The organism is Streptomyces sp. BB1-1-1 (assembly GCF_031597775.1).
Classification (GTDB): Bacteria; Actinomycetota; Actinomycetes; order Streptomycetales; family Streptomycetaceae; genus Streptomyces; species Streptomyces thinghirensis.
This window is the reverse complement of the sequence record NZ_CP134203.1, coordinates 667,026-682,496: the sequence shown is the minus strand read 5'-3', so window position 1 is coordinate 682,496 and position 15,471 is coordinate 667,026. Positions and strand designations below refer to the sequence as shown.

General features: G+C 73.5%; 18 protein-coding genes. 9 read left to right on the top strand and 9 right to left on the bottom strand.

Annotated features, from left to right (window positions below):
* Window positions 1-76: 76 nt before the first annotated feature.
* Window positions 77-304, bottom strand: a complete 228-nt coding sequence (locus RI578_RS03055) for a DUF397 domain-containing protein (protein WP_055421265.1) — start codon at window positions 302-304, stop codon at window positions 77-79.
* 360 nt (window positions 305-664) lie between these two features.
* Between RI578_RS03055 and RI578_RS03050 the strand changes: the two genes are divergently transcribed.
* The 3 genes from RI578_RS03050 to RI578_RS03040 all read left to right on the top strand — a co-directional run bounded on the left by RI578_RS03050 (window position 665) and on the right by RI578_RS03040 (window position 3,602).
* On the top strand, window positions 665-1,063 hold the full coding sequence (locus RI578_RS03050) for an ATP-binding protein (RefSeq protein WP_399059351.1): 399 nt from the start codon (window positions 665-667) through the stop codon (window positions 1,061-1,063).
* A gap of 28 nt (window positions 1,064-1,091) precedes the next feature.
* On the top strand, window positions 1,092-1,640 hold the full coding sequence (locus tag RI578_RS03045) for a hypothetical protein (protein ID WP_310869574.1): 549 nt from the start codon (window positions 1,092-1,094) through the stop codon (window positions 1,638-1,640).
* Between the two features lie 192 nt (window positions 1,641-1,832).
* Window positions 1,833-3,602: an ABC transporter ATP-binding protein gene (locus tag RI578_RS03040; protein WP_310869573.1), complete on the top strand. Its 1,770-nt coding sequence runs from the start codon at window positions 1,833-1,835 to the stop codon at window positions 3,600-3,602.
* A gap of 28 nt (window positions 3,603-3,630) precedes the next feature.
* Here RI578_RS03040 and RI578_RS03035 read toward each other — a convergent pair whose 3' ends face one another.
* The gene (locus RI578_RS03035) at window positions 3,631-4,224 is read right to left on the bottom strand and encodes a TetR family transcriptional regulator (protein WP_310869572.1); all 594 of its coding nucleotides are present in this window, start codon (window positions 4,222-4,224) and stop codon (window positions 3,631-3,633) included.
* A gap of 112 nt (window positions 4,225-4,336) precedes the next feature.
* Between RI578_RS03035 and RI578_RS03030 the strand changes: the two genes are divergently transcribed.
* From RI578_RS03030 to RI578_RS03020, 3 genes are all read left to right on the top strand, one after another.
* Complete coding sequence (locus RI578_RS03030; RefSeq protein ID WP_310869571.1) at window positions 4,337-4,780, top strand: nuclear transport factor 2 family protein; 444 nt, start codon at window positions 4,337-4,339, stop codon at window positions 4,778-4,780.
* Window positions 4,777-5,622 (top strand): NAD(P)H-binding protein, encoded by an 846-nt coding sequence (locus tag RI578_RS03025; protein ID WP_310869570.1) that lies wholly within the window; start codon window positions 4,777-4,779, stop codon window positions 5,620-5,622. Before RI578_RS03030 ends, RI578_RS03025 begins: the two co-directional genes overlap by 4 nt.
* A gap of 186 nt (window positions 5,623-5,808) precedes the next feature.
* Entirely contained in the window at window positions 5,809-6,072 is a 264-nt protein-coding gene (locus RI578_RS03020) for a DUF5133 domain-containing protein (RefSeq protein WP_310869569.1), read from the top strand.
* 61 nt (window positions 6,073-6,133) lie between these two features.
* Here the strand turns inward: RI578_RS03020 and RI578_RS03015 are convergent, their stop codons facing one another.
* Window positions 6,134-7,102, bottom strand: coding sequence for a helix-turn-helix domain-containing protein (locus tag RI578_RS03015; protein ID WP_310869568.1), 969 nt, complete (start codon window positions 7,100-7,102; stop codon window positions 6,134-6,136).
* Between the two features lie 205 nt (window positions 7,103-7,307).
* On the opposite strand from RI578_RS03015, the gene RI578_RS03010 reads away from it, so the two are divergent.
* Both RI578_RS03010 and RI578_RS03005 read left to right on the top strand, forming a co-directional pair.
* A complete protein-coding gene (locus tag RI578_RS03010; RefSeq protein WP_310869567.1) occupies window positions 7,308-7,787 on the top strand; it encodes a hypothetical protein in 480 nt (159 codons plus the stop codon).
* A 108-nt stretch (window positions 7,788-7,895) separates the two neighbouring features.
* Entirely contained in the window at window positions 7,896-8,111 is a 216-nt protein-coding gene (locus tag RI578_RS03005) for a hypothetical protein (protein ID WP_310869566.1), read from the top strand.
* Window positions 8,112-8,312: 201 nt separating this feature from the next.
* Here RI578_RS03005 and tgmB read toward each other — a convergent pair whose 3' ends face one another.
* The 3 genes from tgmB to RI578_RS02990 all read right to left on the bottom strand — a co-directional run bounded on the left by tgmB (window position 8,313) and on the right by RI578_RS02990 (window position 9,949).
* Window positions 8,313-9,299: an ATP-grasp ribosomal peptide maturase gene (gene tgmB, locus RI578_RS03000; protein ID WP_310869565.1), complete on the bottom strand. Its 987-nt coding sequence runs from the start codon at window positions 9,297-9,299 to the stop codon at window positions 8,313-8,315.
* Window positions 9,300-9,315: 16 nt separating this feature from the next.
* The gene (tgmA, locus tag RI578_RS02995; protein WP_310869564.1) at window positions 9,316-9,507 is read right to left on the bottom strand and encodes a putative ATP-grasp-modified RiPP; all 192 of its coding nucleotides are present in this window, start codon (window positions 9,505-9,507) and stop codon (window positions 9,316-9,318) included.
* A 118-nt stretch (window positions 9,508-9,625) separates the two neighbouring features.
* Window positions 9,626-9,949, bottom strand: coding sequence for a YkvA family protein (locus tag RI578_RS02990; RefSeq protein WP_310869563.1), 324 nt, complete (start codon window positions 9,947-9,949; stop codon window positions 9,626-9,628).
* 219 nt (window positions 9,950-10,168) lie between these two features.
* Between RI578_RS02990 and RI578_RS02985 the strand changes: the two genes are divergently transcribed.
* Window positions 10,169-11,608, top strand: coding sequence for a hypothetical protein (locus tag RI578_RS02985; protein ID WP_310869562.1), 1,440 nt, complete (start codon window positions 10,169-10,171; stop codon window positions 11,606-11,608).
* A gap of 66 nt (window positions 11,609-11,674) precedes the next feature.
* Here RI578_RS02985 and RI578_RS02980 read toward each other — a convergent pair whose 3' ends face one another.
* From RI578_RS02980 to RI578_RS02970, 3 genes are read right to left on the bottom strand one after another with little or no spacing between them, the layout of a single operon-like run.
* Complete coding sequence (locus tag RI578_RS02980) at window positions 11,675-13,804, bottom strand: xanthine dehydrogenase family protein molybdopterin-binding subunit (protein WP_310869561.1); 2,130 nt, start codon at window positions 13,802-13,804, stop codon at window positions 11,675-11,677.
* 26 nt (window positions 13,805-13,830) lie between these two features.
* Window positions 13,831-14,823 carry a xanthine dehydrogenase family protein subunit M gene (locus RI578_RS02975; protein WP_310869560.1) on the bottom strand — a complete coding sequence of 331 codons (993 nt, stop codon included), beginning with the start codon at window positions 14,821-14,823 and terminating at the stop codon, window positions 13,831-13,833.
* Entirely contained in the window at window positions 14,820-15,383 is a 564-nt protein-coding gene (locus RI578_RS02970; RefSeq protein WP_310875648.1) for a 2Fe-2S iron-sulfur cluster-binding protein, read from the bottom strand. The genes RI578_RS02975 and RI578_RS02970 overlap by 4 nt, the downstream gene beginning before the upstream one ends.
* Window positions 15,384-15,471 lie beyond the last annotated feature (88 nt).

The window sequence follows — 15,471 nt, the reverse complement described above, 5'->3', positions numbered from 1 at the left end:
GGGTAGTTGGCCTCCGCTTCACGAGGCCTCCGCTTCACGATGGCCGCCCGCCTCGCCGGCCGCTCCCGGCCCTGCTTCACAGCAGGTGGTCGAACTCGCCCTCCTTCGCCCCGGCCAGGAAGGCGGCCACCTCCGCGGGGGTGTAGACGAGCGCGGGGCCGTCCGGATCACGGGAGTTGCGCATCGCGATGCCTCCGTCCACGAGGGCCACCTCGACGCAGTTGCCCTCGGCGTTGCTGTGCCGACTCTTCTTCCAGCAGGCGTCCAACAGGCTGGCCTGCACTCCGTTGCGCACTGGTGGCACCGCGGTCTCCTTGCCGTTCGGGGGAGCGGACCGAGCCCCGTCGGTCCCCGTGCGCTCCCGTCCGATTTTTTTCGCGCAATTTCCCGTGCAATTGCACGCGAGCGCTGTCAGCGTGGATAATAGCCGTGGCGTCAACCCCCCGGTCGGCGCCCCGTTCTGACGTCGCATCAGGGAGATGCCGTGTCGTCACCTGCGCATCCAACGCTCCGGTCGCCCGGCGAACCCGTGTCGGAGGCAGGCCCGGCGAGCCGGTTCGGACAGCTCCCGCGCGCGGCGCGACCGGCCGCCGGCCGGGGTGAGTGGCCGTTCCCCGCTTCCCGCGCGAAGCACCACGCCCCAGGCGGCCCACCCGCATCCGCCGTGCTGCGCGTCGCGTGCAGCGGGGAGGGGTTCGCCCGGGCCCGGGTCTTCACGCGGGACACGTTGAGCGGCTGGTCCCTGGACCGGCACGCCGACGACGCGGTCCTCGTGATCACCGAGCTCGTCTCCAACGCCGTGCGGCACGCGGTGCCGTCGGCGGCGGCCGGCGCACCCGAGGTCAGGCTGGGGCTCGCCCTGGACTCCGACCACCTGACGCTGACCGTCTCCGACCCCGGGGACAACGCGCCCGTGTTCGCCCCGTCCGGAATCTCCGCCCTCCAGGAGCACGGACGCGGCCTGTGCATCGTCGACGCCCTCGCCGAGGAGTGGGGCTGGACCCCGAGGCCTCCGGCGGGCAAGACCGTCTGGGTCAAGTTGTCGACCCGCTCCCTCACCTGACCCGACTGCCGCGGAAGGGCCCCACACCATGCGCAGCGCTCCGAAACCCGACCCGAGCACCCGGCGCACCGACCGTCAGACGCAGCCGCCCGGTTCGCCCCGGGCCGCCGGTCCCCTCGCGGGGCTGGACGGCGTGCCCTGGAGCGAGATCCAGGACTCCAGCGGTTCCGCAGCGGCCATTCCCCGGCTGCTGCGCAAGGTCGCGTTGGGGGACGCCGAGACCGCCCGTGCCGCCCTCGGTGATCTGCGGAAACGCATCTGCCAGTACGGGTTCGTCGTCGAACAGGCCACCGCCGCGACCGTCCCCTTCCTGTGGGAACTGGCGCAGCGGCCCCAGGTGAGCTGCCGGGCGCAGATCATCCAGCTGCTCAAGAACATCGCCGACGCCCGCCAGTGGGAGACCACCGCCACCGCCTACCCGAAGCTGCTCAACCACCGGGAGAACCCCGTGGCATGGGAGCGCGCGGCGCGGCAGGCCGTCCGCGCCCGGCGGGACGGGCTGGAGCGGCTGCTGGCCGAGGGCGACAGCGAGATCGCGCGGGCCACGACCGAACTGGCCCGCACACTCGGAGACTGAGACCCGCGCCCTCCACGGGGGAGAAGGCGCGGGTCTCCCTCCGACGCACCGACACACGGGCGGACGGGCCTACGGGTGTACGGCGCAGGGGCGTTCCGGCCTTCGGAACGGTGTGGCGTACTCCTCGGCGACGGGGTAGGAAAGCGCGGGACGAAAGCGCTTGCCCCCTCGGTCACCAGGAGGACCACGCCGATGGCGTCGCCGCTCGAAAAACCACTCGATCACCGCTACCGGGGCGAACACCCGATACGCACGCTCGTCTACCTGTTCCGCGCCGACCGCCGCCGTCTGGCGGGGGCGGTCGCGGTCTTCACCGTCAAGCACAGTCCCGTCTGGCTGCTGCCGCTCATCACCGCGTCGATCATCGACACCGTCGTCCAGCACGGACCGATCGGCGACCTGTGGACCAGTACCGGGATCATCATGTTCATCCTGGTGGTCAACTACCCGCTGCACCTGCTGTACGTCCGTCTCCTGTACGGCAGTGTGCGCCGCATGGGCACCGCCCTGCGTTCCGCGCTGTGCACCCGCATGCAGCAGCTCTCCATCGGCTACCACTCGCGCGTCAGCGCCGGCGTCCTGCAGGCCAAGGTCGTCCGGGACGTGGAGACGGTGGAGCAGATGGTGCAGCAGACCGCGGAGACAGGGCTGGGCGCGTTCACCGTCCTCACCGGCGGCCTGATCATCGTCGCCGTGCGCACGCCGGAGTTCCTGCCCGTCTTCCTCGTCGTCGTACCCGCCGCCTCCCTTCTCGTGGCCCGGCTCCGCGCCCGGCTGCGCAGCCACAACGAGCACTTCCGCCACGAGGTCGAGACCCTGTCCTCCAGGGTCACGGAGATGACCCGGCTCATCCCGGTCACCCGCGCCCACGGCCTGGAGGGCAAGGCGCTGCGCCGCATGGACGGCACCCTGGACCGCCTGCTGACCTCCGGCAACCGCCTCGACCTGGTCAACGGCCGCTTCGGCTCGCTGTCCTGGGTCGTGCTCAACGTGGTCGGCGTACTGGTCCTCGCGGGAGCCGCGCTGGTCTCGTACCACGGCGTCTGGGGCGTCACCGCCGGCGACGTCGTCATGCTCAGCGCCTTCCTGACCACCCTCACCAGCTCCACGACAACGTTGGCAGGGCTGGCGCCGGTCATCACCAAGGGCCTGGAGTCCGTCCGTTCGGTCGGCGAGGTGCTCCAGGCCCCCGAACTGGAGGACAACGAGGGGAAGGCGGAGCTCGCCTCGCTGCGCGGCGCCGTCACCTTCGAGGGCGTCGGACACCTCTACGAGAGCGACGGGCGGCCCGCCGTCAGCGACTTCACGCTCGCGGTCCGACCCGGCGAGACCATCGCGCTGGTGGGCGCGTCCGGGGCGGGCAAGTCCACCGTCCTCAACCTGGTCATCGGCTTCCTGCGGCCGACCGCGGGCCGGCTGCTGCTCGACGGCACCGACATGAACACCCTCGACCTGCGCACGTACCGGCGCTTCGTCTCGGTGGTGCCGCAGGAGTCCATCCTCTTCGACGGCACGGTCCGGGAGAACGTCGCCTACGGCATGGACGACGCCGACGAGGAGGCGGTGCGCGCGGCCCTGCGGGACGCCAACGCGCTGGAGTTCGTCGACCGGCTGCCGCAGGGCCTCGACACCCTGGTCGGGGAGCACGGCGCACGGCTCTCCGGTGGTCAGCGCCAGCGCCTGGCCATCGCCCGCGCGCTGATCCGGGACCCGAGGGTGCTCATTCTGGACGAGGCCACCTCGGCGCTGGACACCCGCTCGGAGGCGCTCGTCCAGCAGGCCCTGGCCAGGCTCCTGCGCGGGCGCACCACGTTCGTCGTCGCGCACCGGCTGTCCACCGTGCGGGGTGCGGACCGGATCGTGGTGATGGGCGAGGGCCGGATCCAGGAGACCGGAACCCACGAGGAACTGCTGGGCAGGGGTGGGGCGTACGCGGCACTGCACAGCGGCCAGGCCGCCTGAGCGGGGCCGGCGGCCAGTGCCCCGGACGTCAGGCCCCGGCCGGGGCGGCGCCCAGTACCTGGCCGGTGAAGTCCGCCAGTTGGGCCCGCATCCTCTCGCGCGGCACGCCCTCCGGGCCGGCCAGGTGCTCGACCAGGTCGGCCCGGACGGCGGCGAGCAGCGCGTGGGCGGCGAAGTCGCCGTCGGCGAGGCCGGGAACCTGCTCCAGCATGGTGCGCAGGAGGGTGTGCCAGCGCCCGTAGTGCGCCGCCCCGTAGGGGCTGTCGCCGCCGGCGCCCTCCAGGGCCAGGGCGAGGCGGCGGTTGTCGAGTTTGAAGCACAGGAGCGCGTCGAGCACGGCGGGGACGCGCTGCGGCGGGGGAGTGCCGGGGCCCAGCGGTGGCGGGCCCGTCGTGACGGCCTCCTCGATCGGCTCCAGCCGTGCCTCGTACAGCGCCTTGATCAGTCCGGTCCGGTCGCCGAAGGCCCGGAAGAGCGTCCCCTTGCCTACACCGGCCGCCGCCGCGACGTCCGCCATGGTCACGTCGTCCGGGCGCGCGCAGCGGACGAAGAGGGTGTCGGCGGCCGCGAGAACGGCCGCCCGGTTGCGGGCCGCGTCCTTGCGGGGCTTGCGCTCGGTCACAGGGGGTCTCCTCCGTCGCGGGCTCGGTGGGTGTTGCAAAGCGGACCGGCGGTCCGTATCGTTCGAAGCGGACTTACGGTCCGCATTCTATGCGACGGAGGAGCACCCACCCATGCCCACGCCCACCCCGCCCACCGCGCCCGCCCCGGCGGCGGACCTGTACCGCCACAGCCTCCGGCTCCTGCTGGACAAGGACATCGACGCCTGGGTCGGCCTGTGGGCCGACGACGGAGTCATGGAATTCCCCTTCGCCCCCGGGGACCGGCCCCGGCGGCTGGAGGGCCGGGAGGCCGTCGCCGCCTACATGCGCCCCTATCCCGACCACATCGACCTGCACGACTTTCCCGACCTGCGGATCCACGAGACCACCGACCCGCGGACCGTCGTGGTGGAGATGCGCGGCGTGGGACGGGTGGTGAAGACCGGCGCGCCCTTCGACATGACGTACATCGCCGTCGTGACCGTCGAGGACGGGCGGTTCACCTCCTACCGCGACTACTGGAACCCGCTCACCCTCCAGGAGCCCGGCACCGACTTCACCGGGAGCGGACGATGACCGGCACCGGGACCACGCTGGTCGTCGGAGCCACCGGCACGACGGGCGGCCGCACCGCCGGGCAACTGATCGCCGCGGGCCACCGTGTGAAGGCCGCGAGCCGGCGCGCGACCCCGCTGCCTGGCGCGGAACCGGTCCGTTTCGACTGGCACGACACCGCCGCGCACGACGCGGCGCTCGACGGCGCCGACCGCGTCTACCTCGTTCCGCCGCCGGGTGACTCGGACCCGGCCGCGGTCATGCTGCCCTTCCTGCGAAGGGCCCGCGCCGCGGGCGTGCGGCGTGCGGTGCTGCTCAGCTCCTCGGCCGTCCCCGAGGGCGGCCCGGCGGTGGGCGCGGTGCACCGGGCCCTCCCCGGTCTGTTCGAGGAGTGGGCGGTACTGCGGCCCTCCTGGTTCATGCAGAACTTCACCGGCACCCACGCCCACGCCGTCAGCGTCCGGGAGGACGGCACCATCCTGACCGCCGCCGGGAGCGGCCGTGTGGGCTTCGTCGACGCCGACGACATCGCCGCCGTCGCGGTGCGCGCCCTCACCGACGACGAGGCCCCCTGTGAGGACCTGATCCTCACCGGCCCCGAGGCCCTCGACCACGACGACATCGCCGCGATCCTCACCCGGGCCGGCGGCCGCCCCGTGGTCCACCGGCGCCTGACCCACGAGCAGTTGCGCGACCGCCTCGCGGAACTGGTGCCGCCGGATTTCGCCGCGATGCTGGCCGACATGGACCGGGCCATCGCTCTGGGGGCCGAGGACCGCACCACCGACACCGTTCGGCGTGTCACCGGGCGTCCGCCGCACGGATTTCGGGAGGTGCTGGAACGGGAGCTCGGTGCCCGGTGAGTGACGTGCGAACGGGCGGGGCGCCCAAGCCCGTTCAGTCCCTTTTCAACCAAGTCGTCGCCCGCTCGCGATAGTGGTCGGACACGAAGCGATGGATTCTCGTCAATTGCGAGCAGGGGCACGCACGGTGTGATTGTTTCGGCCGGGTACGGGCATACGCAGCGAAACTCGAGAGAGGGGCGCTTCGTGCTCGAACCGGACCCGAAGGTCGTCAGGGAGTTGCTGACGCGGTACGCGGCACTGCGGATCGCTCAGGCGGAGAGGGCAAGGTCGGCGACGGCGCGGGAGCTGGCGGACGTCAGCTACACGCTGTGCGTGATGACGGCGACGACCAGCATCCACGACGCGGTGGCCAAGGCGGACGCGCTGCTGCTCGCCAAGGGACGGGCTCCGGACGCCGTCCGCGCGGCGGACCCCGACGGGGAGAGCGGCCTGTCGCTGGCCGTGTGACACCGTCGCGTCAGGGGCCCGCCTCGGACCGGAACAGCCGGGACGATCCGCGAGGCGGGCCCTACGCGGGGCCCGCCGACGCGGCAGGCTTCCCGTGGAACGCCGCGCGATAGGCGTACGGAGTGGTGCCGACCACCCGGCGGAACCGCTCGCGGAAGGCGGTGGGGGAGCCGAACCCGGCCTGCCGCGCGATCCGTTCGATCGAGTGGTCGCCGTTCTCCAGCAGGTACTGGGCGCGCCGCACCCGCGCCCGCAGCAGCCACTGCAGCGGCGTGGTGCCCGTCTGTTCCCGGAACCGCCGGCTGAAGGTGCGCTCGCTCATGCCCGAGCGCGCCGCCATCGCCCCGAGGGTGACCTCCTCCGCCAGGTTGTCCTCGATCCACTCCAGCAGCGGCTCCAGGTCCGAGCCCCGCGGCACGGGCGGGCGCTCGTGCACGATGAACTGGGCCTGGCCGCCCTCCCGCTCCAGCGGCACGACACACATCCGGGCGGCGTGCGCGGCGACGGCCGACCCCAGGTCCCGGCGGATCATGTGCAGGCACATGTCCAGACCGGCGGCGGCGCCCGCGGAGGTGAGGATCCGTCCGTTGTCGACGTACAGCACGTCCGGCTGCACCTCCACGCGCGGGTAGCGGCGGGCCAGTTCCGCCGCGGCGATCCAGTGGGTGGTGGCCCGCAGCCCGTCCAGCAGCCCGGCCTCCGCGAGGACGAAGGCGCCCACGCACACCGACGCGATCCGCGTACCCGCACCGGCGGCCCGCCGCAGCGCCGCGAGGACGCGTTCCGAGGGCGGGCCGTGCTCCTCGGAGCGGCCCGGCACGATGATCGTGTCGGCGGTCTCCAGCGCCTCCAGGCCCAGGTCGATACGGAGGACCAGCCCGTCCGTGCGTACCTCGGGCGACTCCGCGCACAGTCGGACCCGGTAGGGGCTGCGCCCGTCGGGCAGCCGCGTCCAGTCGAACGCCTGCATGGGCGCCGCCATGTCGAACGGCACCACGTCGTCGAGGACCAGGATCGCCACCGAGTGCATGACCGCCACGATAGGCGGATTCCCGCCGTGGGCAGAACCCCCGCGCACGTCCCTCACTCCGCCTTGTCCCGCCGATTCTCTCCTGGTGAAGGCGTTGGCGAGATTCCGTTGGAAGCTGTCGTTTCAGCCCCTGTGCGATCACCCGGCGGTCTTTCTAGCGTGGCTCCGACCGCATCGACCGAACTGCCTCCCGGAGCCCCGACCGATGACCAAGATCCTGCTGTCCCTCCACGTCCTGGCCGCCATCATCGCCATCGGGCCCGTCACCGTCGCGGCCAGCATGTTCCCGCCGGCCGCCCGACGTGCGGTGGTGCCGGCGGGGGCCGGGGGCGGAACCGACGCCGGGGACGTGGGCACCGTACGGCTGCTGCACCGCATCTGCCGGGTCTACGCCGGTCTCGGCATCGCGGTTCCGGTCCTCGGCTTCGCCACCGCCGCGGCGATGGGTGTCCTGGGGGACGCGTGGCTCATCACGTCCATCGCGCTGACCGCGGCCGCCGCCGGCCTCCTGATCGCCTTCGTCCTGCCCCGCCAGGAGGAACTCCTGGAGCAGCTGACCGACCGGCAGCCCGTCGAGCGCGCCCGTACCGCCCGGCTCGCCATGTTCACCGGTCTGTTCAACCTGCTGTGGGCCACGGTCACGGTCCTCATGATCGTCCGGCCCGGCTCCACGACCGGCGCGTGAGCCGCCGTCACCTTGTGGGTGGAATGCGCACCACCGGGTGAACGGGCGCCTAGACTGCTCAGTCGCGCCTCCGTACGGGGGCGGACGACACGAAAGGCACGTTGACGGGTGTTCCACGATTCCCCCATCTACGACCGACTCGTCGCCGAACGCGGTGACGTCCCCGAGCAGGTGCGGCGGGACGCCGAGCGTGTGAGCAGGGAGCTGGAGGTTGTCATGCGCCCGCTGCGCTCACCCGGCCACCTGCCCGGCGCCGAACGGCAGCCGTCCCCGGGCGCCGGCTGGCAGCGCACCGCCCTGCTGCCCGGCCCCCGCCCGCACTAGGTCCTGTCGTCAAACTCCCGTCGTCCGCCCGGAGGGCGGGCCTCGCGGCGTCAGGTGCGTGCTCTCGGCGCGCGGGGCCCTGATCCTCGTACTGGATGTACTTGGGTCGGGGCCCCGTGCGGCGAGAGTGCGTGCATGGCGTCGCGAGGCAGACGGGAGTTTGACGACAGGGCCTAGGGGCGCCGGCGACGCGGGCGCACCTCACCCGACGACCGCCGTGCCGGGGCCGCCCGCGTCCACCGGGTCCTCCGGCCCGGGCCGGGCCAGCCATTCGGCGATGGTGCGGGCGATCGGCTGGCCCGTGTCCACCTCGACGAAGCCGAACTGGCCCGACTGGTTGCACTCCAGGAACCACCAGGTGCCGTCGCCGTCCTCGGCGAAGTCGAGGGCACCGTAGGCCAGTCCCGCGGTGCGGAGGTAGGCGCGGACGGATTCGGCGACGCGCGGCGGCACCTCGGCGGGCCGCCACGGCTCGGCGGACGCCGTGAAGCGGACGTCCACCTCGTCGGGGTCCGAGCCCGCGAGGGTCGTCTTCCGCGCGGCCAGCAGCTCGTCGCCGACGACGGTGAGGCGGACGTCGGCACGCTTGGCGACCCGGCGCTGCAGCAGGGTCGGGCCGTGGGCGACGGCGGAGAAGTCGGCCTCGGGCGGAACCCTGCTGGTCGGCACCGCCAGGGGCGGGTCCTGCGGATGGGCGCCCGAGACGGGCTTGACCACCAGGTCCGGGTAGCGCTCGGCGAACTCGCGTGCCGCCCGTGGAAACGTCGTGATCAGCGTGGCCGGCACGGGCAGCCCGCACTGCTGGGCGAGACGCAGCTGCCAGGGCTTGTACCGGGCCCGGTGCGCCGCGTCGGGCTGGTTCATCCAGCGCGCCCCGCAGCCGCGGAGCATGCCGTAGAGCGCCTGCCCGGACTCCTCGGTCAGCCACGCGGAGGGCTCGGCGGCCCGCGTGGCCGCGCCGCCCGGCCTGCGCACCCAGACGGACCGCAGTCCGCCGATGCTCACCAGGCGGCCCCCCGAGGACAGATGACCCCGGAAGGAGCCGTGCACGAACTCGCCGGAGAGCGCGACGGAGTCGGTCAGATCGGCGGGGTCCAGGCGGACCACCGGGACTCCCGACGCGTTCAGGTGCACGACCACCATGTCGGCGGTGACGTCCTCTTCACAGGTCAGGATCAAGACGGTCATTCTCGACGGCCCGTGTTCAGTCGTCGAAGTGAGTCTTCGACCCCGCGGTGGAGGTCGTGGTCCCCAGTTCTCTCAGCAGTGCGTGGTCACAGGCGGCCGCCCGTCCGTCCCGAAGTACGTTCAACTGCCGCCCGGAGTCGTAGACGTACGGAGTCGTGGCTTCCAACTCCACGGCCGGACGTGCGTAGTTGAGGGCGAACGGTTTCATCGTCTCTCCCTGGTCGGTGCTGCGCCGAGCAGGCGATGGTCCCTTGCGCCGTCGCCTGGTCCGCCGACTGCCTTCGGCTTCCAGAGACTTATACGAATCGAACGGGTGATTGGTTTCCTTACGCAGCGTAGTCATGGGGCGGGCCGGCGCCTTCACGCCGGTCCGCGGCGCCCCGCCGCCCGCCGAGAGAACCGCGCGCCGAGCGCAGGGCGAGCAGCAGTACACCGATGTCGTCCAGGTAGACGGGATCGGGCACCAGGTCGGTCGGCAGTACCAAGTAGAGGACGGCGCCCCAGAAGACCCACCGCGGACCGGTGGGGAGACCGGCCCGCCTGAGATCCCGTCGGGTGCGGACCAGCCGCACCAGGACGCCGACCGCCGTCGCGAGGACGACCGCCGCGAGCAACACCGCCGCGACGATCACCACTGTGGTCGTATCCACCCGCCCCTCCTCATGGTGCGTGCTCGTGCTGCGCGGCACATACCTTCTTTCCCCGGATGCCCGCTCGGGGCGGCGACAAGTCCGCACGCGAGGGTCTCTCATCCCTGTGGCCCACTCCAGTGGCACGGTGCGGTGGACGTGCTTAGTAATGGTCAGCACAGAGCGCGAGTCGCATGTCGGGGACGCAGGGCGGCCGCACCCCCACCACACGGAGAGATCATGACTACCGGCTCTTCATCACCTCGTTCGCCCGAGTACGCCATATCCGCCGTGGACCTGCCCACCGGGGAGACGACCACGGCCACCGGCACGCACCCGGTGCGTCCGCCGGCCGTGCAAGCCGACGCCGAGGCGTCAACCGTCCACCCCTCGGCCGCCCGTTCGCCCGCCCCTCAAGCGCCCGCACCCCAGCCGCCCGCACCCCAGCCGTCCGTCCTCCAGGAACCAGTACCCGCCCCGCACGACCCCGGCCCCCAGGAGCCTTTCGTCCAGGAGCCCTTCGTCCAGGATCCCGCCACCCACGAGGGAGCGGTGCACGAGTACGGCGATCCCGTCGGCGACCTGGTGCGTGCCGCCGTGGCCGACCGGCCGCTGGAGGAGGTCGTCGACCTGATCACGATGCTGGAGGGGGCACCCCAGTACGCGCAGGCCACGATCGACGCCCTGCGCGCGGTCGGCGTGAACCGCTCCGTGGAGGACGTCACCCGGCTGGTCGGCCTGCTGACCCGCCCGCCGCGCCATTCGGACAGCGCGGACGAGGCGATCCGGGCCGCGGCGGAGTGCCGCTCGGTCGAGGACGTCACCCGCCTGATGGAACTGCTGCACCGCACACCCCTGGAACCGCACTGCGGGCAGGAGGCCGTACGGGCCGCCGCCACCGGCCGGCCCGTCGAGGAACTGGTCCAGCTGATCGGCCGGCTGGCCGAGGACGGGCGGGTACGCCCGGACCGCCCCGACGCCCGGCACCTGCGGGCGGCACTGGACGGGACCGGCGACGACGGCGAACCGGGGCCCGACGACCGTCCGGCCGGACTGGCCGGCGCCTTCACCGCGGCGGACCGTCGCGGTCGCGAGCGCCGCAGGACACCGCGCCTGGGCCGCCGGGGACGTGACCGGGCGCAGGAGCGCCCATCGCGTGGGCGCGAGCAGGACCCCGAGTCGCACGACCGGGACCGTGCGTCCCGTGACCGCGGCCGTGCGTCCGGTGACCGCGACGGTGCGGCGCGCCGGTCCGCCCGGGGCGCGGCCTGGCCGGCCTGGCTCACCGTCGCCGTCCTGGCCGGGTGCGGGGTGGCCTACTTCCCGCTGCATCAGGGCGACGCCTCCGCCCGCGCCTACGGGGTCGCCCTCGGCCTGTCGGCGCTCTGCCTGGTGCTGGCCCTGCTGCTCACCGTGCGGCCCGCCGTACCGCTGCTCGCCGTGGCGGTCGTGGGACCGGCGGTGCTGGCCGCGGTCAAGCTCTACGGCAGTGTGACCCCGTCGGCTCGGGTGTCCCCGGCCGTGGACCTCACCCTGGCGCCCACCTGGATCGCCGTCGCGGTCGCCGTACTGGCGTCGCTGATCGCGCTCCTGGCGCTGTGCGTACGGGTGGCCTCGCAGGCGCCCGCGAGGCGCTGGTCGGCCCGTCCGATGGCCGGCGCGAGCCGCGCCGCGGACTGACCGCCCGGCCCGCCGCACGCGGCACGTGGTCCGCGCCGGACTTCCGGTGCGGACCACGTGCCGCGTTCACGTGCCCAGCGTGCCCGCGGGGTGCTCGTGTTCGAGCAGGCCGGTGAGCACCCGGTCCGGGGTGAGCGGGAGTTCCCGGAAGCGGATGCCCGTGGCGTGGTGGACCGCGTTGCCGACGGCCGCGGCCGAGCCGACGATGCCGATCTCCCCGATCCCCTTGCTGCCCATGGGGTTGAGGTGGGCGTCCTCCTCGTCGACCCAGTGCGCCTCCACCGCCGCCACGTCGGCGTGCGCGGGCACGTGGTACGAGGCCAGGTCGGACTCGGCGAAGTCGCCGAACGCCGGGTCCACCGTGCTGTCCTCGGTCAGCGCCATGCCCAGGCCCATCGTCATGCCCCCGATGAACTGCGAGCGGGCCGTACGGGCGTTGAGGATGCGCCCCGCCGCGAAGACGCCGAGCAGCCGCGTCACCCGTACCTCACCGGTGACCGTGTCCACGGTCACCTCGACGAAGTGCGCGCCGAACGCGTGGCGTGCGTAGGGGCTCTCGGCGTCGGCGGTACCGGAGGTGTCGGCGTCGGCCGCGATGCCCTCGTCGGGCAGCGGTCCCGAGCGCTCGGCCAGCCGGCCGGTCAGCCGCACGCACGCCTCGTGCACGGCCCACCCCCAGGAGGCGGTGCCTGACGAGCCGCCGGCCATCGGCGCGAAACCGATGTCGCTGTCGGCGACTTCGATACGGACCCGGTCCAGCGGGACACCGAGGGCGTCGGCCGCGACCTGGGCGCAGACCGTCCGGGCGCCCGTGCCGATGTCGGTGGCGTTGACGCGCACCAGGAAACCGCCGCCGGGCAGGGCCCGCGCGGACGCCGCGCACGGCGACACCAGGACCGGATACGTGGCCGCGGCCACCCCGCTGCCGATGAGCAGCGGTCCGGCAGCGCGGGAGCGCGGGCGCGGATCGCGGCCCTCCCACCCGAAGCGGCGGGCACCCTCGCGCAGGCACTCCACCAGATGCCTGCTGCTGAACGGCTTGCCGCTGTCGGGCTCGGTCTCCGGCTCGTTGCGGATCCGCAGCTCCACCGGGTCCATGCCGAGTTCCACGGCCAGTTCGTCCACCGCGGACTCCAGCGCGTACATGCCGGGGCACTCGCCGGGCGCGCGCATCCAGGACGGCGTGGGCACATCGAGCCGCACCACTCGGTGGGCCGTGCGCAGGGCGGGGGCGGCGTACATGACGCGCGCCGGGACCGCCGCCTGTTCCACGAACTCCTTCACCCGGGAGGTGTGCGTCGTCACCTCGTGCGTGAGGGACGTGAGCCGGCCGCCCGCGTCGGCGCCGAGGCGCAGCCGGTGCAGGGTCGGCGCGCGGTGGCCGACGACGGCGGGCAGGTAGCGGCGCGGCAGCGCGACGGTGACCGGCCGGCCGGTCTCGCGTGCCGCCATCGCGGCCAGCACCACCTCGGGGCGAGGCGTCCCCTTCGACCCGAAGCCGCCGCCCACGTGCTCGGCGAGCACCGTGATCCGGTCCTCGGGCACCTCGAACAGCCTGGCGAGTTCCGTGCGCACGGCGCTGGTGCCCTGGCTGGAGGAGTGCACGGTCAGCCGGTCGCCGTCCCACTGCGCCGTGCTGGTGTGCGGTTCCATCGGGTGGTTGTGCAGTGGCGGTATCCGGTACTCGACGTCGACGCGCGTCGCCGACGAGGCGAAGGCACCCTCGGGGTCGCCGTGTTCGGTGACGGCCGGGAAGCCGCCGTTGGCGGACTCGGGGACGTACGCCTCCGGATGCGCCGCGGTGAGCGTCACGTCGTGGCCCTCCGCCTCGTACGTGACACGGACGGCGGCGGCACCGGCGCGGGCCGCCTCCAGCGTCTCGGCCACCACCAGGCCGACGAACCAGCCCCGGTGCGGGACGTGCGGGCTCTGCAGCAGGGCCAGGGTGGGGTCGTCCGGGTCCCCGAGCCGGGGCGCGTTCTCGTGCGTGAGCACCGCGAGTACGCCGGGCACGGCGAGCGCGGGGGCGGGGTCGACGCCGGTCACCCGGCCCCGCGCGACCGCCGCCGGCACGGGCCAGGCCTGGGCGCGGCCCGGGGGGTCGTACTCGGCGGCGTACCGGGCGGTGCCGGTGACCTTCTCCCGCCCCTCCCGGCGCTCGACCGGAGCGCCCAGGACGGTTTCGGTGCCGGTCATGGGGGTCCTCCTCGTGGACGCCGGGTTCAGGTGGTGGCGGGCGGCGCGAGGCGGCCCAGTACGTCCAGGGCCAGCCGGCGGGCCAGCGGCACCTTGTAGGCGTTGTCCCGCAGCGGCTCGGCGGCGGCCAGTTCCAGGTCGACGGCGTGCTCGAACGCCGCCGTGGTGGGCGCCGCGCCCACCAGCGCGTCCTCGGCCCGCCGCGCCCGCCAGGGCCGGTGCGCCAGCGCCCCGAAGGCGATCCCGGCGCGTGACACCACGCCGTCCTCCAGGTGCAGCACGGCGGCGACGGAGGCCAGCGCGAAGGCGTACGACGCCCGGTCGCGGGCCTTGCGGTACGCCGACGGCAGCCCGGCCGTGGCGGACGGCAGCACCACTGCGGTGATCAGCTCACCGGGGTGGATCTCCGTGTCTCGCTCCGGGTGCTGCCCCGGCAGCCGGTGGAAGTCGGCGGCGGGCACACTGCGCGTGCCCTCGGGGCCGTGCAGCTCCACGCGTGCGTCCAGGGCGGCGAGCGCCACCGCCATGTCCGAGGGGTGGGTGGCGATGCACTGCTCGGAGTGGCCGAGCACCGCGTGGTCGCGGTGCACGCCCTCCAGCGCGCCGCAGCCGGTGCCGGGCTCGCGCTTGTTGCACGGCTTGGACAGGTCCTGGAAGTAGGGGCAGCGGGTGCGCTGGAGCAGGTTGCCGCCCGTGGTGGCGGCGTTGCGCAGCTGTCCCGAGGCGCCCGCCAGCAGGGCCTGGGACAGCGCCGGGTAGCGGTCGCGGACGGTGGGGTGGGCCGCGAGGTCGCTGTTGCGGACCATCGCGCCGACCCGCAGCGCGCCGTCGGGCAGCTCCTCCACCGCGTCCAGCGGGAGGCGGGTGATGTCGACGAGGGCGGCGGGCGTCTCCACGCCGAGCTTCATCAGGTCGACCAGGTTGGTGCCGCCGCCGAGATAGCGGGCGCCGGGGTGGGCGGCGAACGCGTCGGTGGCCTCCTCGACGCTGTCGGCCCGTACGTAGGCGAAGGGCTTCACGGGATCACGTCCTCGACGGCGTCGGCGATGCGCGGATACGCACCGCACCGGCAGATGTTTCCGCTCAGCCGCTCGCGGATCTCGTCCCGGACCAGCGGAACGGGCTCACCGGAGGGTGCCGCCGGGTCGGTGACGTGGGACGGGTGTCCGGCCGCGGCCTCGGCGAGCACGCCGACCGCGGAGCAGATCTGGCCCGGCGTGCAGTACCCGCACTGGAAGGCGTCGCGCTCCAGGAACGCCCGCTGCATCGGATGCAGTTCCTCCCCGTCCCCGGCGAGGCCCTCGACGGTGGTGATCTCACAGCCGTCCAGGGCGACGGCGAACAGCAGGCAGCTGTTGACCCGCCGCCCGTCCACCAGGACCGTACAGGCGCCGCACTGCCCGTGGTCGCAGCCCTTCTTGGCGCCCGCGAGCCCGAGATCCTCCCGCAGCAGGTCCAGCAGGACCCGGCGGTGGTCGACGGTGAGGGTGTGCGGTTTGCCGTTGACGCGGAGCGTGGTCTCCGATCGGGACGTCTGAGGTGGGGAAGCGGGGGCGGTGCCCTCGTGCTGGCTGTCCATGGCGTCGATGACCTTCCGGGACGGGCCGTGCTGCCGTTCCGTCCGCGTATCCACGTCGGGCCCGCTGACACGTGAGGGTGCCCTCAGT

Coding starts and splice junctions, on each gene's coding strand:
- RI578_RS03045 (WP_310869574.1), top strand. CDS start 1,092: ATGCGCAGCGCTCCGAAACCCGACCCGAGCACCCGGCGCACCGACCGT.
- RI578_RS03025 (WP_310869570.1), top strand. CDS start 4,777: ATGACCGGCACCGGGACCACGCTGGTCGTCGGAGCCACCGGCACGACG.
- RI578_RS02980 (WP_310869561.1), bottom strand. CDS start 13,804: ATGACCGGCACCGAAACCGTCCTGGGCGCTCCGGTCGAGCGCCGGGAG.
- RI578_RS02985 (WP_310869562.1), top strand. CDS start 10,169: ATGACTACCGGCTCTTCATCACCTCGTTCGCCCGAGTACGCCATATCC.
- RI578_RS02970 (WP_310875648.1), bottom strand. CDS start 15,383: ATGGACAGCCAGCACGAGGGCACCGCCCCCGCTTCCCCACCTCAGACG.
- RI578_RS03040 (WP_310869573.1), top strand. CDS start 1,833: ATGGCGTCGCCGCTCGAAAAACCACTCGATCACCGCTACCGGGGCGAA.
- tgmB (WP_310869565.1), bottom strand. CDS start 9,299: ATGACCGTCTTGATCCTGACCTGTGAAGAGGACGTCACCGCCGACATG.
- tgmA (WP_310869564.1), bottom strand. CDS start 9,507: ATGAAACCGTTCGCCCTCAACTACGCACGTCCGGCCGTGGAGTTGGAA.
- RI578_RS03015 (WP_310869568.1), bottom strand. CDS start 7,102: ATGCACTCGGTGGCGATCCTGGTCCTCGACGACGTGGTGCCGTTCGAC.
- RI578_RS03010 (WP_310869567.1), top strand. CDS start 7,308: ATGACCAAGATCCTGCTGTCCCTCCACGTCCTGGCCGCCATCATCGCC.
- RI578_RS03030 (WP_310869571.1), top strand. CDS start 4,337: ATGCCCACGCCCACCCCGCCCACCGCGCCCGCCCCGGCGGCGGACCTG.